Genomic DNA, 25,225 nt, shown 5'->3' on the forward strand with positions numbered 1-25,225 from the left:
TGCGTCGACCCGAGCGGATCGACGCAGGCGGACGCCGGCATTCCTGAGCCCCGCCTTTTTTCGGATGCCCGCCATGACCGCTTCGACCCTGCGCGACCTCGAACACCACTCGGCCTTCGTCGAACGCCATATCGGCCCGAACGACGCCGAGATCGCCCACATGCTCGGCGTGGTCGGCCACGATTCGCTCGACGCGATGACCGATGCGATCGTGCCGGGCAAGATCGCGTCCCGCGCGCCGCTGGCCCTGCCCGACGCGATGACCGAAGTCGACGCGCTGGCGAAGATCCGCAAGGTCGCCCAGCAGAACACCGTGCTGCGCAGCGTCATCGGCCAGGGCTACTACGGCACGCACACGCCGAACGTCATCCTGCGCAACATCCTCGAGAACCCGGCCTGGTACACGGCCTACACGCCCTACCAGGCGGAGATCTCGCAGGGCCGCATGGAAGCGTTGATCAACTTCCAGACGATGGTCACCGACCTGACCGGCATGGACATCGCGAACGCCTCGCTGCTCGACGAGGCGACCGCTGCCGCCGAAGCGATGACGCTGGCCAAGCGTTCGGCGAAGTCGAAGTCCAATGTGTTCTTCGTCGCCGACGATGTGCATCCGCAGACCCTCGACGTGCTGCGCACGCGCGCCGATGGCCTCGGCATCGAACTGCTGATCGGCCCCGCTGCGGGCGCCAAGGACGCCGACACCTACGGCGTGCTGCTGCAGTACCCGAACACCTTCGGCCGCATCGGCGATCACGCCGAAGTCGCCGATGCCGTGCACGCGCGCGGCGGCATCGTCGCGGTCGCGACCGATCTGCTGGCACTGACCCTGATCCAGGCGCCGGGCCGCTGGGGCGCCGACATCGTCGTCGGCAACTCGCAGCGCTTCGGTGTGCCGTTCGGTTTCGGTGGCCCGCACGCCGGCTTCATGGCCTGCCGCGATGCCTACAAGCGCTCGATGCCGGGCCGCCTGATCGGCGTGTCGGTCGATGCGGCCGGCAACCAGGCCTACCGCCTGACGCTGCAGACCCGCGAGCAGCACATCCGCCGCGAGAAGGCGACGTCGAACATCTGTACCGCGCAGGTGCTGCTGGCGGTGATGGCGTCGATGTACGCCGTCTACCACGGCCCCGACGGCCTGACCCGCATCGCCCGTCGCACGCACCGCTTCGCCTCGATCCTGGCCGCCGCGCTGGGCCAGGCCGGCGTCCCCGTCGGCGATGCGTTCTTCGACACGCTGCACGTGACCGGCGTCGATGCCGACGCGTTGCATGGCAAGGCGCGCGATGCCGGTTTCAACCTGCGCGTGATCGACGCGTCGTCGGTCGGCATCAGCCTCGACGAGACCACGACCCGCGACGAAGTCGTCGCGCTGGCCAAGCTCTTCGGCGCCGAGATCGACATCGAAGCACTCGACACCGCGACCACCGACGCGCTGCCGAAAACGCTCGCGCGCGACACGAAGTTCCTGACCCACCCGGTGTTCAACACGCACCACAGCGAACACGAGCTGCTGCGCTACATGCGCACGCTGGCCGATCGCGATCTGGCGATGGACCGCACGATGATCCCGCTGGGCTCGTGCACGATGAAGCTCAACGCGACCGCCGAGATGATTCCGGTGACGTGGCCCGAGTTCGGCAACATCCACCCGCTGGCGCCGGCCGACCAGACCGTGGGTTACACCGAACTGATCGACGGCCTGGAAGCGATGCTGGTCGAGATCACCGGCTACGACGCGGTGAGTTTCCAGCCGAATTCGGGCGCGCAGGGCGAGTTCGCCGGCCTGCTGGCGATCCGCGCCTACCAGCAGGCGCAGGGCCAGGGCCATCGCGACATCTGCCTGATTCCAGAATCCGCGCACGGCACCAATCCGGCGTCCGCGCAGATGGTCGGCATGACCGTCGTCGTGACCCGCTGCGACAAGGACGGCAACGTCGACGTCGACGACATCCGTGCCAAGGCGGAGAAATATTCCGACCGTCTGGCCGCGATCATGATCACCTACCCGTCCACGCACGGCGTGTTCGAGGAAGATGTGGTCGCGATCTGCGACATCGTCCACCAGCATGGCGGCCAGGTGTATACCGACGGCGCCAACATGAATGCCCTCGTCGGCGTGGCCAGGCCGGGCAAGTGGGGCTCGGACGTCAGCCATCTGAACCTGCACAAGACCTTCTGCATTCCGCACGGCGGAGGCGGCCCGGGCGTCGGCCCGTGCGCGGTCAAGTCGCATCTCGCGCCGTATCTGCCGCGCGCGCTTGGCGGCGACGGCGAGGTGGGCATGGTCTCGGCGGCGACGCATGGCTCCGCTTCGATCCTGCCGATCAGCTGGATGTACATCGCGATGATGGGCGCCGACGGTCTGCGTCGCGCCACCCAGGTCGCGCTGCTCAATGCCAACTACGTCGCCAAGCGTCTGGCGCCGCACTACCCCACGCTTTACACCGGCCGCAACGACCTCGTCGCGCACGAATGCATCCTCGATCTGCGCCCGATCAAGGATGCGACCGGCATCAGCGCTGAGGACGTCGCCAAGCGCCTGATCGACTTCGGTTTCCACGCGCCGACGCTGAGTTTTCCGGTCACCGGCACACTGATGGTGGAACCGACCGAGAGCGAATCGTTGCACGAACTCGACCGCTTCATCGACGCGATGATCCAGATCCGCGACGAGATCCACGCGATCGAGGACGGCCGTCTGGATCGCGAGGACAATCCGCTCAAGCACGCGCCGCACACCGCGATGCAGGTCACCGCCAGCGAGTGGACCCACGCCTATCCGCGCGAACTGGCCGCGTTCCCGCTGGCGACGCTGCGCCACACGAAGTACTGGCCGCCGGTCGCGCGCGTCGACAACGTGCACGGCGACAAGAACGTGTTCTGCAGCTGCATCCCGGTCGGTTCGGCCGAAGACGAGCCGGAAGCCTTCAGCGAACCCGACGTCGTCTGATCCGAGGATGCGGATCAGCCGGCGACGCCCCGGTCGATCTGCGAATTGCGTCACAACCTGACCCGACCGTACGGTCGGGTCTGTTGTCTCCGCCGTAGGCACGGAACCCCACCGCGTCGCGGCGGGCTTCACCATTTCTGAACATTGGCACGCGGGTTGCTACAGAGGCTCAGCCTCCCCCGCTCCGGTCCAGTCCCATGCTCGTCGGCACCTACAACCCGCTGCTCGTCGCCATCTCGTACGTGGTCGCGGCATTCGCGTCCTATGTCGCCCTCGACATGGCCGGCCGGATCGCCGCGAGTGACGGCTGGGCCTCGCGCAGCTGGCTGATCGGCGGCGCGGTCGCGATGGGCTTCGGCATCTGGTCGATGCACTTCCTCGGCATGCTCGCGTTCGAGCTGCCGATCCCGCAGGGCTACGACCTCGCGGTGACGCTGTATTCGCTGCTGATCGCGATCTGCAGCTCGGCCTACGCCCTGCACGTGATCTCCGGACGCGACCTGCCCGCGCGCAAGCTCGGTGTTGCGGCTTTGATTCTCGGCGCCGGCATCGCGGCCATGCATTACGTCGGCATGGAAGCCATGCACGTGCAGCCGGGCATCGACTACCACCCGGGCTGGTTCGCGCTGTCGATCGTGATCGCGATCGTCGCCGCCGGCGCGGCGCTGTGGATCGCGTTCTCGCTGCGCCGCGAAGGCGCCGGTGTGGTGCGCGCGCGCAGCCTGGCGGCGCTGGTGATGGGCGTAGCGATCGTCGGCATGCACTACACCGGCATGGCCGCGGCCGGCTTTCCCGAAGGCAGCATCTGCGGCGCCGCGATCGCCGGTGGTATCTCGCCGCAGTGGCTCGCGAGCCTGGTCGGCGCGACGACGTTCGCGATCCTCGGCATGGCACTGACGACCTCGATCCTCGACCGCCGCCTGCAGGAGCGCACCACCCTGCTCAGCGATTCGCTGAAGAAGGCGAACCAGGAGCTGACCTATCTCGCTCTGCACGACAACCTCACCAAGCTGCCGAACCGTCTGCTGCTGGAGGATCGCCTCGAACACGCGATCCGCCGCGCGGTGCGCAACGGCAACCGCTTCGCGCTGCTTTTCGTCGATCTCGACGGATTCAAGGCGGTCAACGATGCCTATGGCCATCCGATCGGCGACCGCCTGTTGCTGCAGGTCGCACGTCATCTCACCGCGGAAATCCGCGCTGAAGACACGCTGGCGCGGCTGGGCGGCGACGAGTTCGTCGTGCTCGCCGACATCAAGGATCCCAGCGATGCGGCGACGCTCGCAGACAAACTACTGCAGACCGTCGCGATGCCGGTGCAGATCGAAGCCGGCGAACTCAACGTAACCGGCAGCATCGGCATCGCGATCTTCGGCGCCGATGGCACCAATGCGCGCGAACTGATGGCGAACGCCGATGCGGCGATGTATTCGGCCAAGGACCAGGGCCGCAATGCCTACTGCTTCTTCGAGCCGTCGATGAACCGCGGCGCGCACGCCGAGCTCGCGCTGATCCAGGATCTGCGACGGGCGCTCGCACTGGGTCAGTTCACCCTGAACTATCAGCAGAAGGTGCGTGCACCGGACGGGCCGCTGATCGGTGTCGAGGCACTACTGCGCTGGCACCATCCCGAGCGCGGCCTGGTCATGCCGGCCACCTTCATTCCGCTGGCCGAGAAGACCGGCCTGATTCTCGAGATCGGCCGCTGGGTCATCCCGGCCTGCTCGGCAAGATCAAGGAAGCGCTCGCGCGCCATGGCATGCCGCCGTCGTCGCTCGTACTCGAGATCACCGAATCGACCGCGATGCACGACCCGGAAGCGAGTCTGGCGATCCTGCAGCGACTGTCGGCACTGGGCGTGCAGATCTCGATCGACGACTTCGGCACCGGCTATTCCAGCCTGCTGTATCTCAAGCGCCTGCCGGCCAGCGAACTCAAGATCGACCGCGCCTTCGTCAAGGATCTGGTCGCTGGCAGCGAGGACGCCGCGATCGTCTCGGCGATCATCGCGCTTGGTCGCACCTTGAACCTGTCCGTGATCGCCGAAGGCGTCGAGACCGAAGCGCAGCAGCGGTTGCTGACGGAGCTTGGCTGCACCTCGTTGCAGGGCTTCCATTTCGGCATGCCCGGCGACGCCGCGGCGATCGGCCCGCGGCTCTGACCCAATACCGGATTCGTCTGACCTCGAGCGCCCGGCGGTCCATCCACTGACGAAACGTCCGCCGTCTTCCGGTCCCGGAGGCGCGGGCGCGTCGTGTCAGACGATATCGCTGGTCTCTTCGGCCAGGCTTTCCAGCAGCGCATCGATCGGCATCGGACGGCCGAGGTGGTAGCCCTGCGCCTGGTCGCAACCATGCGCGCGCAGCCATTCGAGCTGTTCGGGTTCCTCGACGCCCTCGGCGATGATCGCGAGCCCCAGGCCATGGCCGAGCGCGATCAGCGCGCGACAGATCGCGGCGCTGCGCGGATCCTCCGTCACGTCACGCACGAAGGCGCGATCGATCTTCAGATGGTCGAGCGGCAGTTCGCGCAGATACGCCATGCTCGAGAAGCCGGTGCCGAAGTCGTCGATCGACAGGCACAGGCCTTCGTTGCGCAGCGTGCCCATCAGCGATCGCGCATCGTCGGGATGCCGCAGCAGCACGCTCTCGGTCAGTTCCAGATGCAGCGCGCGCGGCGGCAATGCGTGGCGTTCGAACAGCTTCCGGATCGATTCCGGCGTCATGTCGGCTTCGAACTGCACCGCCGAGACGTTCACCGCGATCGCCACTTCGTCGTGCCCGGCAGCAACCAGACGCGCGTGCATGCGCGCGGATTCCTCCAGCACCCAGCTGCCGATCGGCACGATCAGGCCGGATTCCTCGCACAGCGGAATGAACTGCGCCGGCGAGACATAGCTGCCGTCGGGCTGGCGCCAGCGCAGCAGGGCTTCGATCGCGGCGAGGCTGCCATCGTGCAGTCGATGGATCGGCTGGAAATGCAGTTCGAACTCGCCGCGCTCGTGCGCCTGGCGCAGCTGTCGCACCATTGCCAGACGGCTCGACGCCTGTTCGGCCATCGCCGCGCTGTAGTGCACGACCTGCTGGTTCTCGCGCCGCGCATGCAGTGACGCCAGCGCCGCATGTCCGATCACCTTTTCTGCGCTGGCGTCCTCGCATGGGCCACTCGCCAGTCCGATCCAGGCTTCCAGCGGGAAGGTGCCGCCTTCGGCCTCGACCGGCATGCCGATCACGTCCAGCAAAGCGGTGACCATCGCGCCCAGCTCGCGGGGGTCGAGCGCGGCGACGACGAAGGTCTCGGACGGCATGTAGCCGCAGGCGCCGTAACGCTCGGCGACGTCGCTGATGCGCGCAGCGGCTTCGCACAGGATGTTCTCGCCGGCGCGGCGGCCGAGCGTCGGCGCGATCAGCTCGAGGTCGCGCAGCTGCACGTAGGCGATGGCGAACCCGGCTTCGCCATCGGCCGAACAGTGGGAGTCGAGCTGCTCGGCGAGCGCAGCGAGGGTCAGCATGCCAGTGGTCGGATCGTGGTTCGCGCGCCAGGCCAGATCCCGTTCGTACCCCATGCGCACGCTGACGTCCTCGGCCAGCACGAGGCGCGCCGCCCGCCCGTCGAGTTCGATCGTGCGCGCGTGCACGCGTACCTCGATGTGCCGCGCGTCGCGGGTCATCAGCATCCACAGCCGGTCCTGCGCGTCCTCGCCACCGCCGGGCATCAACGCTTCACGACCGGCGGCCTGGTCTTCCGGTGCGAGCAGATCGGTGATCGCCATGTGCAACAGATCTTCGCGGCTGTAGCCGTAGGTCTCGACCGCCGCCTCGTTGACCGCAAGAAAATGCAGGTCTTCCAGATCGTAGACCCAGGCCGGCAGTGGATTGCGCTCGAAGATGTGCCGGAACTGCAGTTCGGCGCGCTCCATCCGCTGCTGTGAATCGCGGCGTTCGGTCACATCGATGACGGTGCCGGTCATCACCGGCTCGCCCTCGTCGCAGACCGTCGCGCCACGGGCCTTGAGCCAGCGCACGCGGCCGTCGTCGAGTCGCACCCTGTATTCCTGCACGAAGGGTTGCCGGTCGATCTGCGATGCCGACAGTTCGCCATGGATGCGTGTGCGGTCGTCCTCGTGGATACGCTCGAAGAAATCGTTCACCGGTACCCGACCACCGCGTCGCGCCAATCCGTAGAGCGCGACCATCTCGTCGGTGGCGCGCACATAGCCCTGGGTGGGATAGAGGCGCCAGACGCCGGTACCGGATGCGAGCTGGGCCTGCTGCAGCCAGTCAGCCTGTTCTGCGACTTCTGCAGCCAGCCCTTTGCGCGCGTTCTCGTCACGCCGCGCGCGTCGGAGTACCAGACCGAACACGCCCCAGTAGAGCAGCGCCAGCACCAGCGCCGAAGTCGCGTAGATCCGCCACTGCGCGAGGGCTTCGTGCAAGCCGATACCGGCGCTGACGACGAACGGATAATCGCTGGTATTGCTGAAGGTCACCGCACGCTTGACGCCATCGAGCTGGCTGACCATGTGTTCGCTGAGGCGCGCGCCCTCGCCGCGCGCACCGGCCGGCAGATCGATCCGCTTGCCGACATGCGTGCCCAGATGTCCGAAACGCGCCACGACGACGCCGGTCTGGGTGTAGATCGTCGCGCTGCCTTCGCGTCCGATATCCAGCGCGTTGACCATGTTCTCCAGTTCGCCGGTACGGAACATGGCCACCATCCAGGTGCCATCACGCGTGGGCACCGCAAGCGGCAGCAACCAGCCTTTGGACAACGGCAGTAGCGGGCCTGCGGCCAGTGAGACGTCATCCGGCTTCAGGGACCGGACCCATTTGCTGAGCCGGGGATCGGCGAGCGGCGTGGCATTGCCGTTCGCATCGAAACGCAGGACGGCCTCGAGTTCCTGATGACGGTTCACGACGCCATGGACCCGGGCGTCGAGACGGGCGGCCGCTTCGGGCGCCGGCAGTGTCGCGTCGGCTGCCTGTCCGGCCGCGATGCCGTGCATCGCGCGCTGGATGTTGCGCAGCTCGTAATGCAGCAGACGATCGACACCGGTGGCAAGCGCCATGCTCTGACGGGACGCCGCATCCAGACGCGCCTGTCGATCGAGCAGCACCAGTGCGCACAGACCGACGGTGAGCACGATCCCGAGCCAGATGCCGGTATTGCGCATCGCCCGGACGGACCGCAATCGTCGTTGCTGCTTGTTGTCGGCGTCGGTCTCCATCTCGGACCTGTCTGCGTGCAGCGACAGTCTGGCTCGCACTCCCTTTTGAAGCTTCAAGGATGCCGCGAAAGGCATTGAATGCGTCCTTGAGAAAAATCTGAAAGGTCTTCTAGAACGGCCGTTGGCGCGAAGACGACGGCCCCTGCGCGCACGTACCGCCCTGATTCACAGCGCATGCTCAGGCTGTGCCTCACGGTTGGTAGACCCAATCCGGAGATGCCCGCCATGACGTCGAAGTCGTCCAAGTCCGCAACCAATCCCGATCAGGCGCAGCAGGCCGATCACGTGGCAGTCAATGACCGCAAGGCATCACGCGGCGACGATTACGCGCACGACAACAACCGTTCCGCCGAAGGCAACGATGCCTCGTTGACCTCCGGCCCGTCATTCGAACGTCGCGTCCATGCTGATGGCAGCGTCGAAGAGGTCCCGCCACCGACGACCGGGGCCGATGACGAGGCGGAGTCGAAGGCATCGAACGCGTCCAGGGACGGCACGTCGGAAGACGCCTGATCTGCAGCGGGCGTCGCGCACTGGCCGGCGCCGTGCGTGCGAACTCGCGTTTTCGGGTTGTCCGTTTGAAACGTGCGCACACGTGCGCGCACAGACCTGCAGCCAAACCGTCGTCATGGCCCGCGCGTCCGCAGATTGGCCACTGCGCATCCGCCTTTCGCACGCTTTCGGCTCCAAATGCCGATCGATCCGGTGTGGAGCGAAGGCATTCGCACACGCTCACAACGAAAACCTGACATCCGGTTCGCGCACGGCCAGCGTCGATCCCCTAGAATCCGCACCGTCCTCGCCCCCGGAGTCACCGTATGTCGTCTGCCCCTCTCGCCTACCGCCGCGTCCTGCTCAAGTTGTCCGGCGAGGCCCTGATGGGCGACGAGGATTACGGCATCGATCCCAAGGTCATCGGTCGTCTGGCCGATGAAGTGATCGAGGCGCAGAAGGCCGGCGCCGAGGTCGGTCTGGTCATCGGCGGCGGCAACATCTTCCGCGGCGCTGGCCTGGCTGCGGCCGGCATGGACCGCGTCACCGGCGACCAGATGGGCATGCTCGCCACCGTCATCAATGCGCTGGCGATGCAGGATGCGCTGGAGAAGCGCGGCGCGCGTGCCCGCGTCATGAGTGCGATCAAGATCAACGACGTCTGCGAGGACTACATCCGCCGTCGTGCGATCCGCCATCTGGAAAAGGGCCGCATCGCGATCTTCGCCGCCGGCGTCGGCAGCCCGTTCTTCACCACCGATTCGGGCGCCGCGCTGCGTGGCATCGAGATCGGCGCGGATCTGCTGCTCAAGGCGACCAAGGTCGATGGCGTGTACGACGCCGACCCGAAGAAGGTGCCCGATGCCAAGCGTTACGACCGCCTGACCTATGACGAAGTGCTGCGCCAGGGCCTCGAAGTCATGGACACCGCGGCATTCGCGCTCGCGCGCGATTCCGATCTGCCGCTGCGCATCTTCGACATGAGCCAGGCCGGCGTGCTGCTGCGCATCCTGCGTGGCGAGCCGATCGGCACGCTGGTGCAGGGCCGCAGCTGAGCCCGTTCCGCGCGGCCTCGCGCTGCGCTGCGGCATCACCCGGCCCCGTCGTCGGCCCCGGACGCTTATAATCGTCCGATTCGCACACGGACCGGGGCTGCCCATGCTCAACGACATCAAGAAAGACACCCAGACCCGCATGGCCAAGAGCGTCGAAGCGCTCAAGCACACGCTGGTCAAGGTGCGCACCGGCCGCGCGTCGACCGCACTGGTCGACAACATCAAGGTCAACTACCACGGTTCGGACATGCCGCTGAACCAGGTCGCCAGCGTGGTGGTGTCCGATGCCCGCTCGCTGATGATCACGCCGTGGGAAAAGCAGATCGTCGGTGCGATCGAGAAGGCGATTCTCGGCTCCGACCTCGGCCTGACCCCGAACACCGCCGGCACGACGATCCGCCTCAACCTGCCCGCGCTGACCGAAGAGCGCCGCCGTGACCTGTCGAAGGTCGTGCACAGCGAAGGCGAGGACAGCAAGGTCGCCATCCGCAACATCCGCCGCGATGCCAACCAGCAGATCAAGGAACTCCTCAAGGAGAAGCTGATCTCCGAAGACGACGAGCGCCGCAGCGAGGACGAGATCCAGAAGATCACCGATTCGGCGATCAAGGATGTCGACGAGGTCGTCAAGGCCAAGGAACAGGAACTGATGTCGGTCTGACGGCCTGGCCGCAGTCCGCATGAACGCGCCAATTCCGACCGGGCCCGTCCCGCGCCACATCGCCGTCATCATGGACGGCAACGGGCGCTGGGCGGCGCGTCGCAAGCGTCCGCGCGCGATCGGCCACCGTGCCGGCGCGCGCACCGTCAACCTCTGCATCGATTTCTGCCTCGAACGCGGCGTCGGCGCGCTCACCCTGTTCGCGTTCTCCAGCGAAAACTGGGGCCGCCCCGACGAGGAAGTCGGCGCGCTGATGAAGCTGTTCCTCGGCGCGCTCGACCGTGAAGTCGGCGAACTGCATCGCCGCGGCGTGCGCCTGCGTTTCATCGGCGAGCGCAGCCGCTTCAGCGACGGCATCCGCGGTCGCATGGCGGCGGCGGAAACGCTGACCGCCGGCAACACGCGCCTCACATTGGCGGTGGCCGCCAGTTATGGCGGACGCCAGGACATCGCATCGGCGGCGCGTTCGCTCGCCGAGGATGTCGCGGCCGGCCGGCTGCGTCCCGACCAGATCGACGAAGCCGCGCTCGGCGCACGCGTCGCGCTGGCCGACCTGCCGGAACCGGATCTCTTCATCCGGACCGGCGGGGATCTGCGCGTCAGCAATTTCCTGTTGTGGCAGCTGGCCTACACCGAGCTGTGGTTCACCGAGACCCTGTGGCCCGAATTCGGCGCGCAGGAACTCGAGCAGGCGTTACAGGTCTATGCCTCGCGCGAGCGACGCTTCGGGCTGACGGGCGAACAGATCGCCACCGCACAGGACGCGCCCGGGGAGGGCCACCCATGACATCGACCCGCATCCTCGCGGCCCTGCTGATGGCGCCCGTCGCCATCGCCGCCGTGCTGCTGCTCAATACGCCGTGGATGGCCGCCGTCTCGGCGATCATCTTCCTCGCCGCGCTGTGGGAATGGCTGCGGCTGACCGACATCGACGACACCCTCGCGCGCACCGCGCTGCTGGCGCTGAACCTGCTGCTGATGGTGGCCGTGGTCTGGGCCTCGGCGACCGGCGGTGGCTCGCTGGTGCTGCTGAAGATCCTGGCGATGATCGGCGTCGTCTGGTGGCTGCTGGCGACACTGTGGCTGCGTCACTACGACTTCGCCTCCGACCACGACACCAAGGCGCGCGTGTTCAAGCTCGCTGCCGGCACGCTGGCGGTGATTCCGGCCTGGGCCGCGCTGTGCGTGATCCACGCCGGCGAGAACGGCGGCCATGGCAACCGTTGGCTGCTGCTGGCGCTGGCGATCGTCTGGGCCACCGACACCGGCGCCTACTTCGCCGGCCGCAAGTTCGGCAAGCACAAACTTGCGCCGCGCATCAGCCCGAACAAGACCGTCGAAGGTCTGGCCGGTGGCGTCGTCGCGGGTGTGGTCGTCGCGGTGGCATTCGCGCCACTGGCCGGCGCCACCGTCGCGCAGTTGCCGCTGGTCGCGCTGGTCGCGGTGCTGACCGTGCTGGCATCGGTGGTCGGCGATCTGTTCGAAAGCCTGCTCAAGAGGCACGTCGGCGCCAAGGACTCGGGCACGCTGATTCCCGGCCACGGCGGCGTGCTCGATCGCCTCGACAGTGTGCTGGCAGCACTGCCGGTGTTCGCGTTCGGCCAGATCTGGCTCGGCTTCTGACGATGCAATCCGTATTCGCGTGCCGCGGCCGGATGTGCCGCGCATGATCCGCAAGGTCGCGGTCTTCGGTGCCACCGGTTCGATCGGCACCTCGGCGCTGGATGTCATCGCCAGGCATCCCGATCGCCTGCGCGCCAGCGTGCTGGCGGCGGGCAGCAACGTGGCCGCACTGGTCGCGCTGTGCGTCACGCACCGACCGGATCATGCAGTGATCGCCGATGCTGCGTTGCTCGACGCACTGGCGTCGGCGCTGCGCGATGCCAGCCTGGACACCACGCCGCACGCCGGCATGCCCGCACTCGATGCACTCGCCAGAGATGCGGCTGCCTGCGACACGGTCGTCGCCGCGATCGTCGGCGCCGCAGGACTCGATTCCACGCTGGCCGCGCTGCGCGCCGGCAAACGCGTCCTGCTGGCCAACAAGGAATCGCTGGTGCTGGCCGGCGCGCTGATGATGCAGGCCGCGCACGACGCGGGCGCGACCATCGTGCCGATCGACAGCGAACACAACGCGATCCACCAGTGCCTGCCTGCAGACGGCGATTGCAGCGGCGTTGCGCGCATCATCCTGACCGCATCCGGCGGCCCGTTCCGCGGGCGCAGTCGCTTATCACTCGCCGACGTGACACCGGCCCAAGCGGTCGCGCATCCCAAGTGGTCGATGGGCCCGAAGATCTCGGTCGACTCGGCCACGCTGATGAACAAGGGCCTGGAGCTGATCGAGGCGCATCACCTGTTCGCGATGCCGGTCGAGCGGCTCGATGTGCTGGTGCATCCGCAGAGCCTGGTGCACTCCTTCGTCGAGTTCATCGACGGTTCCACGCTCGCCCAGCTGGGATTGCCCGACATGCGCACCGCGCTCGCCGTCGGCCTGGGCTATCCGGATCGCATCGCCTCCGGCGTGACGGGCCTGGACCTGCTGCAACACGGGCGCCTCGATTTCGAAGCGCCGGATACCGACGCATTCCCGTGCCTGGCCCTCGCCCGCGGCGCATTGGCTGCCGGCGGCACGGCGCCTGCGCTGCTGAACGCGGCGAACGAAGTGGCGGTTTCAGCGTTTCTTCAGGGGCACCTGCGTTTTCTAGCCATTCCCACGCTGGTCGAGCACGTGCTCGGCACGCTTCCTGCCGCTCACGCGGCGTCGCTGGCCGTGCTGCGCGATGCCGATGCGCGCGCGCGCCACGTTGCCACGCAGGCGATCGAAACCGGTGCTGTCCATTGAGCAAGCGTGATGTCTGAATTCTTCGGCTCGGTGTGGTGGCTGATTGTCAGCCTCGGCGTGCTGGTCACCTTCCACGAGTTCGGCCACTACTGGGTCGCGCGCCGCTGCGGTGTGCGCGTGCTGCGGTTCTCGGTCGGTTTCGGCCGCGCATTGTGGTCGCGCCGCGGCAAGGACGGCACGGTCTACCAGATCGCGATGATCCCGCTGGGCGGCTACGTCAAGATGCTCGACGAGCGCGAAAGCCCGGTGCCGGAAGCCGAAGCGCACGAAGCCTTCAACCGCGCATCTGTCTGGAAGCGCATCGCCATCGTCGCCGCCGGGCCGATCGCCAATCTGATCCTGTGCGTCGTGCTGTTGTGGGCGATGTTCGTCATCGGCCGTCCCGATTACGCGCCCGTCGTCGGCCAGTCCAGCGGCATTGCCGAGACGTCGGGGCTGCGCGCGGGCGATCACATCGATGCGGTCGGTGACCGCGAGACGCCGACGTGGATGGAGGTGCAGCTCGCACTGCTGCCGGCCGCGCTGGATCGAAAGGACATCGCACTGCGGGTGACCGACGAGCGCGACCGCGCAGTGGTCCGCGAACTGCGCCTGTCGCAGCTGCCCGAAGATTTCGATCAGCGCCGCATCACGCCGGCGATCGGCCTGTGGCCGCGGCATCTGCTGCTGCCGGCGGTCGTGGGCCGCGTCGAGCCCGAGTCCGCGGCCTGGGGCGTGCTGGCCGAAGGCGACCGTCTGACCGCGATCGACGGCAGCCCGGTGCGCGTGTTCGAGGACATCGGCCCGCTGGTACAGGCGCTCGGCGATCGCGGCGGCCAGGCGATGGTGGAGGTCGATCGTGGCGGCGACCGCCTCGCACTGGAAATGGCCCCCAAGCGCATGGAACTCCCCGACGGGCGCGGCGAGTACTGGGCCTTCGGCATCGCGCCGCCCCGCGACCTGCCGATGCCGGCGAAGGACGCGATCCAGCAGTACGGCGTGCTCGCGTCGGTGCCGGCAGCGTTCCATGAAGTCGGTCATCTGACCGGCCAGCTGGTCGGCATGATCGGTCGCGCCTTCAGCGGCCGGGTGGCGATCGAGAACACCGTTGCAGGCCCGATCACGATCGCGCGTGCGGCCAATACCTATGCCGGTCAAGGGCCTGCGTGGTATCTGACGATCCTCGCGTTGCTGTCGCTCAGCCTGGCGATCCTGAACCTCCTCCCCATCCCGCTGCTGGATGGGGGACACCTCTTGTATTACCTTATCGAGTTGGTCAAAGGCAGCCCGGTCAGCGAGCGCGCGATGGTGGCCGGGCAATACGTTGGCCTGGCCCTGCTGGCCAGCCTGATGGGCCTGGCGTTCTACAACGACATCCTCCAACTCGTGCGCTGACACCTGCCTCGACCCGGATTCCGCCGCACACACCGCGCCGGAACCACTCCCCTACCCGGATTCAAAGATGACGCGAATGCCTGACCGCCGACTGCTTGCCCTCGCCCTCGCCACGGTGATCGCCGCGCCGGCCTGGGCCCAGACGGCCGCGAACGCACCTGTTGCCGCGCCTGCGCCCGTTGCCCTGCCCCCGTTGGCACCCTCGAGCGCCAGCAGCTTCACGGTCAGCGACATCCGTGTCGACGGTCTGCAGCGCATCGGCGCCGGCACCGTGTTCACCTATCTGCCGGTCGAGCGTGGCGACGCCGTCAACTCGACGCGCATCAGCGACGCGGTGCGCGCGCTGTACCGCACCGGATTCTTCGAGGACATCCAAGTCGCGCGCCAGGGCGACATCCTCGTGTTCACGGTGAGCGAGCGCCCGGCGATCAACCGCCTGACGCTGACCGGCAACAAGGACATCAAGACCGAGGACCTGACCAAGGGCCTGACCGAGATCGGCCTGTCCGAAGGCGAGACCTTCGACCGCCTCGACCTCGACCGCGTGACCCAGGAACTGGTGCGCCAGTACAACAACCGCGGCAAGTACAACGTCAAGATCACCCCGACCGTTTCGCGCCTCGACCGCAACCGCGTCGACATCGCGATCAATGTCGAGGAAGGCAAGGCGGCGAAGATCCGCCACATCAACATCATCGGCAACGAGACCTACGATCTCGACACGCTGACTGACAACTGGGAATCGGGCGAGTCGAACTGGCTCAGCTGGTACCGCCGTGACGACCAGTACTCGCGCGAAAAGCTCGAGGGCGACCGCGAGAAGCTGCACAACTTCTACCTCGACCGCGGCTACATCGACTTCAGCGAAGACAGCGTCCAGGTCTCGATCAGCCCCGACAAGGCCGACATGTTCATCACCGCCGGCGTCACCGAAGGCGAGATTTACAAGGTGTCGGACGTGCAGATCACCGGCAACCTGGTGCTGCCCGAAGAGGAAATCCGCAGCCGCGTGTTCGTGCAGAAGGACCAGGTGTTCTCGCGCGCACTGCTGGAGCTGAGCTCGGACGCGATCATCGCGACACTCGGCAACATCGGCTACGCGTTCGCGCAGGTGAATCCGATTCCGGAAGTCGACCGCGAGAACCGCACGGTCGCGATCAACCTGCAGGTCGTGCCGGGTCCGCGTGTCCAGGTGCGCCGCGTCCAGTTCAAGGGCAACAGCCGCACGTCAGATGAAGTGATGCGCCGCGAGATGCGCCAGTTCGAAGGCGCCTGGTATTCGCAGGCCGCGGTCGACCGCTCCAAGGTCCGTCTGCAGCGCCTGGGTTACTTCGAGTCCGGCAGCGTCAACGTCGAAAGCCAGCCGGTGCCCGGCAGCAACGATGAAGTCGATGTGGTGTTCAGCGTCACCGAGACGACGTCGGGCAGCTTCGTGTTCGGCCTCGGCTACTCGCAGCTCGCCGGCGTGACCACGTCGGTGCAGCTGTCGCAGAACAACTTCCTCGGCAGCGGTAACCGCGTGTCGGTGGAAGCGCAGCGCAACGTGTATCTGCAGCGCTACTCGTTCTCCTTCATGAATCCGTACTTCACCGACGGCGGCATGTCGCTGGGCTACAACCTGTGGTGGCGCGAGTTCGACAACTCCGAGTTCAACACCGCGCAGTACTCGTCCACGAGTGCGGCGGCGCAGACGGTCCTCGGTATCCCGTTGACGGAGAACGACTCGATCTCGCTGCTGCTCGGCGTCGACCGCAACCAGATCTTCACCTTCCGTGGCTCGTCGCCGGAATCGATCGTCGACTACGTCGATGCGTTCGGTACGCGTACGTTCCACGCGTGGCGCAGCGAGCTGGCCTGGGCGCGCGACACCCGCAACGACTATCTGCAGCCGACCCGCGGCATGATGCAGCGCGTGTCGCTCGAGAGCACCCTGCCCGGCTCGACCGCCGAGTACTTCAAGCTCAACTACGAAATCTCGAAGTACTGGCCGATCAACCGTCACCTGATTCTCAACACCCGCGCCGAACTCGGCTACGGCGACAGCTACGGCGACGACGTCGTACGCAACGTCTGCTTCACCGCACCGACGTTCGTGGACAGCAACGGCGACGGCGTGGTCGACACGCAGGTGCCGGGCGCTGCGCCCAGCGACCCGTGTGATCCGGGCTCGCCCGATTACATCCGCACGCTCACCGCCAGCGGTTTGCCGTTCTACGAGAACTTCTACGCCGGTGGCCCTCGCTCGGTGCGCGGCTTCCGCGACAACACGCTGGGTCCGCGCGAGACCGCGCTCAACAGCTCGTTCCTGCAGCCGATCGGCGGCGCGGTGAAGACCATCGGTTCGGTGGAAATGTTCTTCCCGCAGCTGATCAAGTCGCCTGCCGCACGCATCTCGGCCTTCGTCGACTTCGGCAACGTCTACAAGGACGTCGACAGCTGGGACGCGAAGGAACTGCGCGCGTCGGCAGGTGTGGCGCTGATGTGGCGCGCGCCGGTCGGCCCGATCTCGATCAGCTACTCGTACCCGCTGCGTCAGCAGAAGGAAGTGCGCGGTGGCGCCGGCGACCTGATCAAGCAGGGTGACGAAGTCGAGCGTCTGCAGTTCACCTTCGGCGGCGCGTTCTGATCCAGCGCGACCGATGACCGACACGCAGACCCGCCATACCGCCGAAGCGCTCGCGCAGCGCTTCGGTCTCGTTGTCCACGGCGCGCCGGAGACCTCGGTGTCCGGCGTCGCGACGCTCGCCACTGCAACCCGTGGCCAGCTCGCGTTCCTGTCCAATCCGCGCTACCGACCGCAGCTGGCCGACACCACGGCCGGCATCGTGGTGCTGCGCGAGGCGGATGCGGACGGCTACCCCGGCACCGCGCTGATCGCGAAGGATCCCTACGTCGCCTACGCGAAGATCGCCGCGCTGTTCGATCCGGTCAGCGATGCGCCCGTGGGCATCCATCCCTCCGCGGTCGTGGATGCGAGCGCGCAGGTCGATGCGTCGGCTTCGATCGGCCCGCACGTCAGCATCGGCGCGCGCAGCGTGATCGGCGCGGGCGCGACCATGGGCGCCGGCTGCGTGATCGGCGAGGACTGTGTCGTCGGTGACGGCAGCCGCCTGATCGCCCGCGTGACCCTGGTCAAGCGCGTGCGTCTGGGTGCCCGCGTCACCATCCATCCGGGCGCGGTACTGGGCTCGGAAGGCTTCGGCCTGGCGATGGATGCCGGACGCTGGATCAATGTGCCGCAACTCGGTGGTGTGGTCGTCGGCGACGATTGCGACATCGGCGCCAATACGACGATCGACCGCGGCGCGCTCGAAGACACGACGCTCGCCGAAGGCGTGCGCCTCGACAACCTGATCCAGATCGGACACAACGTGCGCATCGGTGCACACACCGCGATCGCGGGCTGCGTCGGCATCGCCGGCAGCACGAAGATCGGCAGTTACTGCCTGCTGGCAGGCAAGGTCGGCGTCGCCGGCCATCTCGAAATCTGCGACAAGGTCGTCGTCCACGCGATGACGATGGTGTCCGCATCCATCACCGAGCCTGGCGAATATTCCGCCGGCATTCCCGCCCAGCCCACGCGGGAGTGGCGGAAGAATGCCGTCCGGATCCGCCAGCTCGATTCGCTCGCGCGTCGCGTCACGGCGCTCGGGAAGGGGGAACCATGACCGAACAGATCACGCTGCCGATCCTCATCGACGGCATCCACAAGCTGCTGCCGCACCGCTATCCGTTCCTGCTCGTCGACCGCGTCGTCGAGTTCGAGCACGGCAAGCGCGTGCTCTGCTACAAGAACGTCTCGGCCAACGAGGAGTTCTTCCAAGGCCACTTCCCAGGTCAGCCGGTGATGCCGGGCGTGCTCGTCGTCGAGGCGATGGCGCAGGCCGGCGGCATCCTGACCCATCTGACCAAGGGCAAGGATTGCGAAGGCAATCTGTCGTATCTGGTCAAGGTCGACGCCGCGAAGTTCTCGCGCATGGTGGTGCCGGGTGATCGTCTCGAGCTCGAGGTCACGATCAAGCGCGAGATCCGCAACATGACTATGTACAGCGGCATCGCGCGTGTGGACGGCGAACAGGCGGCATGCGCGGAGATCCTCTGCGCCGAGGTCCCGCGCTGACATGGGCGCTGCGCAGGTCCATCCCAGCGCGGTCGTCGATCCCGGCGCGACGCTGGGCGACGACGTGCGCATCGGTGCGTTCACGCTGATCGGCCCGGACGTCGAGATCGGCGCCGGCACCATCGTCGGCCCGCACTCCAGTATCCACGGGCCGACGCGTATCGGCCGCGAGAACCACATCCACGGCCACGCCGCGATCGGCGGCGAGCCGCAGGACAAGAAGTTCGCCGGCGAACGCGCGGAACTGGTGATTGGTGACCGCAACACGATCCGCGAATTCGTCACGATCAACCGCGGCACCGGCGACGGTGGCGGCATCACCCGCGTCGGCGACGACAACTGGTTCCTTGCCTACACGCACGTCGCCCATGACTGCGTGGTCGGCAACCGCTGCGTGTTCTCGAACAACGCCACGCTGGCGGGCCACGTCACCGTTGGCGACCACGTGATCCTCAGCGGCTTCGTCGGCATCCACCAGTTCTGCCGGATCGGCGCGCATGCGTTCATCGGCATGGGCGCGTTCGTCAACGGCGACGTGCCGCCGTTCGTGATGGTGGCGCAGGACGGCTACGGCCGGCCGCGCGGCATCAACGCCGAAGGCCTGAAGCGCCGCGGCTTCGACAGCGCGCGCACTTCGGCGATCAAGCGCGCCTACCGCGCCCTGTACGTGTCGGGCGATTCGCTGGCCGATGCGCGCGTGCGTCTGGAAGAGATGGCGCAGGGCAGCGAAGACGTGCGCGCGTTTCTCGATTTCATCGAGGCAGGCGATCGTCCGCTGCTGCGTTGACCGTTTCCGCGGCACGACGATCCGTCGATGTCGCACAATGACGCCGTGTCCAGTCCCGCGCCCGCTTCCGTGTCCCTGATTGACGACCGCACGTCCGGTGCGCCGCTGCGCATTGCGCTCGTCGCGGGCGAAGCGTCCGGCGACCTGCTCGGCGCCGGACTGATCGAACAGCTGCGCGCGCGCTATCCGCAGGCAACATTCGCAGGCGTCGGCGGCGATGCGATGCGCGCGGCCGGCATGGAGACCTGGCACGACGCGTCCGAACTCGCGGTCATGGGGCTGTCGGAAGTGCTGCGTCATCTGCCGCGCCTGCTCAAGCTGCGCAAGACACTGCGCGCGCGTCTGCTCGACTGGCGCCCGGATGTCTTCATCGGCATCGATGCGCCGGATTTCAATCTCGGACTGGAGCGCACGCTCAAGGACCGCGGCATCCGCACCGTGCATTACGTCAGCCCCTCGATCTGGGCCTGGCGGCAGGGGCGTGCGGCGAAGATCGGTCGCAGCGCGGATCTCGTGCTGTGCCTGTTTCCGATGGAGCCGCCGATCTATGCGACGCATGGCGTCGATGCGCGCTTCGTCGGCCATCCGCTGGCGGAGATGGTGGCGCTGGAGCCCGATCGCGCCGCCGCGCGCGATGCGCTCGGGCTGCCGCAGGACGCGCCCGTGCTCGCGGTGTTGCCTGGCTCGCGTCTGGGCGAGATCGGCCGACTCGGCGAGGTGTTTCTTGATGCCGCCGCACGTGTCGCCGTTGCCCTGCCCGGCCTGCAGATCGTCGTGCCGGCCGCGAACGTCGGCTGCCGCGCCGCGATCGATGCACTGCTCGCACATCCCCGTTTTTCCACGCTCGATGTGCGCGTGTTCGACGGCCAGGCGCGCGCCGCGATGGTCGCCAGCGATGTCGTGCTGCTCGCCTCGGGCACCGCGACGCTGGAAGCGCTGCTGGCCAAGCGCCCGATGGTGGTCGGCTACCGCATCGCGCCGAGTACCGCGTTTCTCGTGCGCCTCTTCAAACTGATGAAGGTCGATCGCTTCTCGCTGCCGAACGTGCTCGCCGGTCGCACGATCGCGCCGGAGTTCATGCAGGAAGACTGCACGCCCGAGAATCTCGCGGCCGCGGTGCTGCACTGGTTCCGCGATCCGGCCGCGGCCGATGCGCTGCAGCCGGTCTATCGCGATCTGCATCTGCAGCTGCGCCAGGGCGCGTCGGCCACCGCAGCCGATGCGGTCGCGCGTCTCGCAGTGCCCGCCTTGCCCGCACCGGCGCGGACACCATGACCCGCCGCCTGCGCATCGCAGGTGTCGACGAGGCCGGGCTTGGTCCGCTGGCAGGACCGGTGGTGGTCGCGGCGGTGATCCTGCATCCGAAGCGCCCGATCGACGGCCTCGACGATTCGAAGAAGTTGACCGAGAAACGCCGCGAGGCGCTGTATCCACAGATCGTCGAACGGGCGCTGGCGTGGCGGGTCGAGTTCGTCGATGTCGACGAGATCGACCGCATCAACATCTTCCAGGCGACGATGGTCGGCATGGCGCGTGCGGTGCAGGCATTGGCGCCTGCCGCCGAGCGCGTGCTGATCGACGGCAACCGCCTGCCGCGCGGCCTGCCCTGCCCCGCACGCGCGATCGTCGGCGGCGACGCGATCGAGCAGTCGATCATGGCGGCCTCGATCCTCGCCAAGGTCGCGCGCGATCGCGCGATGGTCGAGCTGCATGCGCAGTTTCCGGATTACGGGTTCGACCGGCACAAGGGCTACAGCGCGCCGACGCATCTCGCCGCGCTGCTCGCGCACGGCCCCTGCGTGCATCACCGCCGCAGCTTTGCGCCGGTGTCGCGTCTGCTGCCCGAAGCCGTGTCGGATGTCATCGCCGAACCCACGACCGCTGACCTGTTCGCCGAGCCGTTGCCGGCCTGATCTGCGCGCGCCGGACGCCCACGACTGAACCGTTCCCGGTGGGCCGGCACGCAGCCGCCGCGCCAGAGCGCGACCCGTTTCCTGTCAAGCCTTGTCCGGCCCCCGCCCCGGCCCTAACCTGACCCTCCGGTTGCCACGCCCCTGCAATGTCCGCGCGCTTCGCCCACCTCCACGTCCACAGCGAATACTCGCTCTCCGATTCGACGATCCGGATCAAGGAGCTGGTGAAACGCTGCGCCGCGCTCGACCAGCCGTCGGTCGCGCTGACCGACCGCAACAACCTGTTCGCGCTGGTGAAGTTCTACAAGGCCGCCGAGAGCGCCGGCATCAAGCCGGTGATGGGCGCCGACATCTCGCTGGCCGAAGGCGACGAACCGGCCTCGACGCTGACCCTGCTGTGCCGCGACCACGACGGCTATCTGTCGCTGTCGCGCCTGCTCACGCGCGCGTGGATGGAAGGCCATCGCACCGATGGTGTCGTCGTGCGCCCGGAGTGGCTGCGCGAGGCGAACACTGGCCTGTTCGCGATCGCCGGTCGTCATGGCCCGGCGGCGAAGCTGCTGGCCGGTGGCCGCGACGATCTCGCCAGGCAGTGGTACGCGCAGTGGCGCGAGGTCTTCGACGATCGCCTGTTCCTGCAGCTCACCCGCTGCGGTTTCGACGACGAAGCCGTGCACAACGCGCTCGCGCTGCAGGTGTCGTCCGATCTCTCGCTGCCGGTGATCGCCGGCAACGACGTGCGCTTCCTCGACGCGGAAGGCTTCGATGCGCACGAAGCGCGCGTGTGCATCTCGACCGGCCGCGTGCTCGACGATCCGCGTCGTCCGAAGCTCTACACGCGCGAGCAATATCTGAAGTCGGCCGACGAGATGGCCGCGCTGTTTTCCGATGTGCCCGATGCGATCGACAACACGCTGGCGCTCTCGCAGCGCTGCAATCTCGAACTGCGCCTGGGCACCTACTACCTGCCTGCATATCCGGTACCGGACGCGCACACGCTCGACACCTGGATCCGCTCGCAGTCGCACGACGGTCTGGTCGAGCGCCTGGAGAAGTATCCGGTCGCGGCCGGCCACACGCGCGAGAGCTACATCGAACGTCTCGATGTCGAACTCGACGTCATCTGCAAGATGGGGTTCCCGGGCTACTTCCTGATCGTCTCGGACTTCATCAAGTGGGCCAAGGAACACGACATCCCCGTCGGCCCGGGCCGTGGTTCCGGCGCCGGCTCGCTGGTCGCATGGGCGCTGAAGATCACCGACATCGATCCGCTGCCCTACGACCTGCTGTTCGAGCGCTTCCTCAATCCCGAACGCGTGTCGATGCCCGACTTCGACATCGACTTCTGCATGGACCGCCGCGACGAGGTCATCGACTACGTCGCCGCGAAATACGGCCGCGACCGCGTCAGCCAGATCATCACCTACGGCACCATGGCTGCGAAGGCCGTGGTGCGCGATACCGGCCGCGTGCTCGGCTATCCCTACGGCATGGTCGACGGCATCTCCAAGTTGGTGCCGCCGACGCTGGGCATCGGTCTGGAGGACGCACTCGGACGCACCGACAAGTCGCGCAGCGATGATGCCTGGCGCTCCGACGAACTGATCGCGCGCTACAACGACGAGGACGACGTCCACGATCTGCTCGATCTCGCCCTGCAGCTCGAGGATCTGACCCGCAACGCCGGCAAGCACGCCGGCGGCGTGGTGATCGCGCCGTCGCCGCTCAGCGATTTCTGCCCGCTGTTCGCCGAACACGACGAAGGCGGCCGCGGCCGCAATCCGGTCACCCAGTTCGACAAGGACGACGTCGAGACGATCGGCCTGGTGAAGTTCGACTTCCTCGGCCTGCGTACGCTGACGATCATCGACTGGGCGGTGAAGGCGATCAACGCGCGCCGCGCCACCGCGGACGAAGCGCCGCTCGACATCGCCGCGCTGCCGCTCGACGACATCGAAAGCTACAAGCTGTTCGCGCGCGGCGACACGGTGGCGGTGTTCCAGTTCGAATCGCGCGGCATGCGCGAGCTGCTCAAGCGCGCGCAGCCCGATACGTTCGAGGACATCATCGCGCTCGCCGCGCTGTTCCGTCCCGGCCCGCTGGGTTCGGGGATGGACAAGGAATGGGTCGACCGCAAGCACGGCCGCACCGACGTGAGCTACCCGCATCCGTCGCTGGAGCCGGTGCTGTCACCGACCTACGGCGTCATCGTCTACCAGGAACAGGTGATGCAGATCGCCCAGGTCCTGGCCGGCTATTCGCTGGGCGGCGCGGACATGCTGCGCCGCGCGATGGGCAAGAAGAAGCCCGAGGAGATGGCCAAGGAGCGCGCCAAGTTCGAAGCCGGCGCGGCGGCGAACGCGGTGGACCCGGTCCAGGCCACGCAGATCTTCGACCTGATGGAGAAGTTTGCCGAGTACGGCTTCAACAAGTCGCACTCGGCCGCCTATGCGCTGGTCGCCTACCAGACGGCGTGGCTGAAGGTGCATTACCCGGCCGAATTCATGGCCGCGGTGCTGTCGTCGGACATGGACAATACCGACAAGGTGACCGGCTTCCTGACCGAAGCGCGGACGATGGGCTTGGACGTGCTGCCGCCGGACGTCAACGCGTCGGCCTACATGTTCGAGGCGATCGATCCGCAGACCATCCGTTACGGACTCGGCGCGGTGAAGGGCGTCGGCCGTGGGGCCTGCGAGAACATCGTCGAGGCACGTGTGCATGCGGGCGTGTTCCCCGACCTGCTGGATTTCTGCCGCCGCGTCGATTCCTCGCGTCTCAACAAGCGCACGCTCGAAGCGCTGATCAATGCCGGTGCGCTCGACGCGCTCGGCAAGAACCGCGCCTCGCTGATGCTGCAGTTGCCCGAGGCGCTGAAAGCGACCGACCAGCTCGCGCGCAACCGCAGCGCCGGCATCGTCGACATGTTCGGCAGCAGCGTCGGCGACAGCGATGCGCTGCACATCGATCTGCCCGAGTGCGAGGAATGGCCGCTCAAGCAGAAGCTCGACGGCGAACGCGACACGCTGGGCCATTACCTCAGCGGCCATCCGCTCGATCCCTACCGCGACGAACTACAGGCACTGGTGGGCACCGATCTGGGCCAGCTCGACAGCCTGTGGGCGGCGCGCGACCAGAAGGGCGGCGGCAACAGCTGGCGCCCGGAAACCCAGGTCATCATCGCGGGCCAGGTCGGCGCGATGCGCAAGCGCGGTGACTCGCAGGCCTTCGTGCTGCTGGAAGACGGCCGCGGCCGGCTCGAGTGCGGCTTCTTCGCCGATGCCAGCAGCGAGTACGCGCATCTGCTGACGCGCGACCGCATCCTGATCGTCGAAGGCGGCCTGCGCGAGGACGAGTTCAGTGGCGGCTTCGCGCTGCGGGTGAAGCGTTGCTGGGATTTCCACACCGTCTGCCCGGAGCACGCGCGCCGGCTGTCGCTGCGCCTGGATCTGCGCGTGCCCGGCACGCTGGCACGCGTGGAACAGGTGCTGGCCCAGCATCGCCCCGGCAAGACCCCGCTGCGTCTGGACCTGCTGCTGGAGGCCGGCAGCGCCGGCACCTTGGACGTCAACGGCACCCATTCCGTGCGCGTGGACGCCGAACTGCCCGGCACCCTGCGCGCCCAGGCCGGCGTGCGCATCGCAAGGCTCGATATCGCCAAGCCCTGGGCCAACTGAGAACCTGCTCAATGTCCTGCTGCGCTTGCCGGCTCGCGCGCGTGCGGTGCTCGGAATGCTCACGTACCGTGTGTACGCTGCGCTTCCTGCGCGCCGCCTCACACCATCTGGCTGCGCTCGC

The 25,225-nt window shown here is 67.3% G+C and carries 16 protein-coding genes and 1 pseudogene; 16 read left to right on the forward strand and 1 reads right to left on the reverse strand.

The window, feature by feature from the left end; genetic code table 11:
* Window positions 1-64: 64 nt before the first annotated feature.
* Together gcvP and LU699_RS01965 are read left to right on the forward strand one after the other, a co-directional pair.
* Entirely contained in the window at window positions 65-2,953 is a 2,889-nt protein-coding gene (gene gcvP / locus LU699_RS01960) for an aminomethyl-transferring glycine dehydrogenase (RefSeq protein WP_232137699.1), read from the forward strand.
* Between the two features lie 383 nt (window positions 2,954-3,336).
* Window positions 3,337-5,114: pseudogene (locus LU699_RS01965) on the forward strand (putative bifunctional diguanylate cyclase/phosphodiesterase).
* 96 nt (window positions 5,115-5,210) lie between these two features.
* On the opposite strand, the gene LU699_RS01970 reads toward LU699_RS01965, so the two are convergent.
* A complete protein-coding gene (locus LU699_RS01970) occupies window positions 5,211-8,180 on the reverse strand; it encodes a bifunctional diguanylate cyclase/phosphodiesterase (RefSeq protein ID WP_232137700.1) in 2,970 nt (989 codons plus the stop codon).
* 174 nt (window positions 8,181-8,354) lie between these two features.
* Between LU699_RS01970 and LU699_RS01975 the strand changes: the two genes are divergently transcribed.
* The 14 genes from LU699_RS01975 (at window position 8,355) to dnaE (ending at window position 25,104) form a co-directional block, all read left to right on the forward strand.
* Window positions 8,355-8,693, forward strand: coding sequence for a hypothetical protein (locus LU699_RS01975; protein WP_232580463.1), 339 nt, complete (start codon window positions 8,355-8,357; stop codon window positions 8,691-8,693).
* Window positions 8,694-8,998: 305 nt separating this feature from the next.
* Window positions 8,999-9,727 (forward strand): UMP kinase, encoded by a 729-nt coding sequence (gene pyrH / locus LU699_RS01980; RefSeq protein WP_232137702.1) that lies wholly within the window; start codon window positions 8,999-9,001, stop codon window positions 9,725-9,727.
* A gap of 103 nt (window positions 9,728-9,830) precedes the next feature.
* On the forward strand, window positions 9,831-10,388 hold the full coding sequence (gene frr, locus LU699_RS01985; protein WP_232137703.1) for a ribosome recycling factor: 558 nt from the start codon (window positions 9,831-9,833) through the stop codon (window positions 10,386-10,388).
* Between the two features lie 19 nt (window positions 10,389-10,407).
* Window positions 10,408-11,175, forward strand: a complete 768-nt coding sequence (gene uppS, locus LU699_RS01990) for a polyprenyl diphosphate synthase (RefSeq protein WP_232137704.1) — start codon at window positions 10,408-10,410, stop codon at window positions 11,173-11,175.
* Entirely contained in the window at window positions 11,172-12,011 is an 840-nt protein-coding gene (locus tag LU699_RS01995) for a phosphatidate cytidylyltransferase (protein WP_232137706.1), read from the forward strand. The genes uppS and LU699_RS01995 overlap by 4 nt, the downstream gene beginning before the upstream one ends.
* Before the next feature lie 43 nt (window positions 12,012-12,054).
* A complete protein-coding gene (gene dxr, locus LU699_RS02000) occupies window positions 12,055-13,233 on the forward strand; it encodes a 1-deoxy-D-xylulose-5-phosphate reductoisomerase (RefSeq protein ID WP_232137708.1) in 1,179 nt (392 codons plus the stop codon).
* Between the two features lie 9 nt (window positions 13,234-13,242).
* Window positions 13,243-14,607 carry an RIP metalloprotease RseP gene (rseP, locus tag LU699_RS02005; protein WP_232137709.1) on the forward strand — a complete coding sequence of 455 codons (1,365 nt, stop codon included), beginning with the start codon at window positions 13,243-13,245 and terminating at the stop codon, window positions 14,605-14,607.
* A 67-nt stretch (window positions 14,608-14,674) separates the two neighbouring features.
* A complete protein-coding gene (gene bamA / locus LU699_RS02010) occupies window positions 14,675-17,233 on the forward strand; it encodes an outer membrane protein assembly factor BamA (RefSeq protein WP_232137710.1) in 2,559 nt (852 codons plus the stop codon).
* Between the two features lie 13 nt (window positions 17,234-17,246).
* A complete protein-coding gene (lpxD, locus tag LU699_RS02015) occupies window positions 17,247-18,275 on the forward strand; it encodes a UDP-3-O-(3-hydroxymyristoyl)glucosamine N-acyltransferase (RefSeq protein ID WP_232137711.1) in 1,029 nt (342 codons plus the stop codon).
* A complete protein-coding gene (gene fabZ / locus LU699_RS02020; protein ID WP_232137712.1) occupies window positions 18,272-18,727 on the forward strand; it encodes a 3-hydroxyacyl-ACP dehydratase FabZ in 456 nt (151 codons plus the stop codon). Before lpxD ends, fabZ begins: the two co-directional genes overlap by 4 nt.
* A gap of 1 nt (window position 18,728) precedes the next feature.
* On the forward strand, window positions 18,729-19,514 hold the full coding sequence (lpxA, locus tag LU699_RS02025; protein WP_232137713.1) for an acyl-ACP--UDP-N-acetylglucosamine O-acyltransferase: 786 nt from the start codon (window positions 18,729-18,731) through the stop codon (window positions 19,512-19,514).
* 27 nt (window positions 19,515-19,541) lie between these two features.
* Window positions 19,542-20,789 (forward strand): lipid-A-disaccharide synthase, encoded by a 1,248-nt coding sequence (gene lpxB / locus LU699_RS02030; protein WP_232137714.1) that lies wholly within the window; start codon window positions 19,542-19,544, stop codon window positions 20,787-20,789.
* Window positions 20,786-21,427 carry a ribonuclease HII gene (gene rnhB / locus LU699_RS02035; RefSeq protein WP_232580464.1) on the forward strand — a complete coding sequence of 214 codons (642 nt, stop codon included), beginning with the start codon at window positions 20,786-20,788 and terminating at the stop codon, window positions 21,425-21,427. The genes lpxB and rnhB overlap by 4 nt, the downstream gene beginning before the upstream one ends.
* Before the next feature lie 146 nt (window positions 21,428-21,573).
* A complete protein-coding gene (gene dnaE, locus LU699_RS02040) occupies window positions 21,574-25,104 on the forward strand; it encodes a DNA polymerase III subunit alpha (protein ID WP_232137716.1) in 3,531 nt (1,176 codons plus the stop codon).
* Window positions 25,105-25,225: the final 121 nt, after the last annotated feature.

The sequence above is a fragment of the Luteimonas fraxinea genome, assembly GCF_021233355.1.
Lineage (GTDB): Bacteria > Pseudomonadota > Gammaproteobacteria > Xanthomonadales > Xanthomonadaceae > Luteimonas > Luteimonas fraxinea.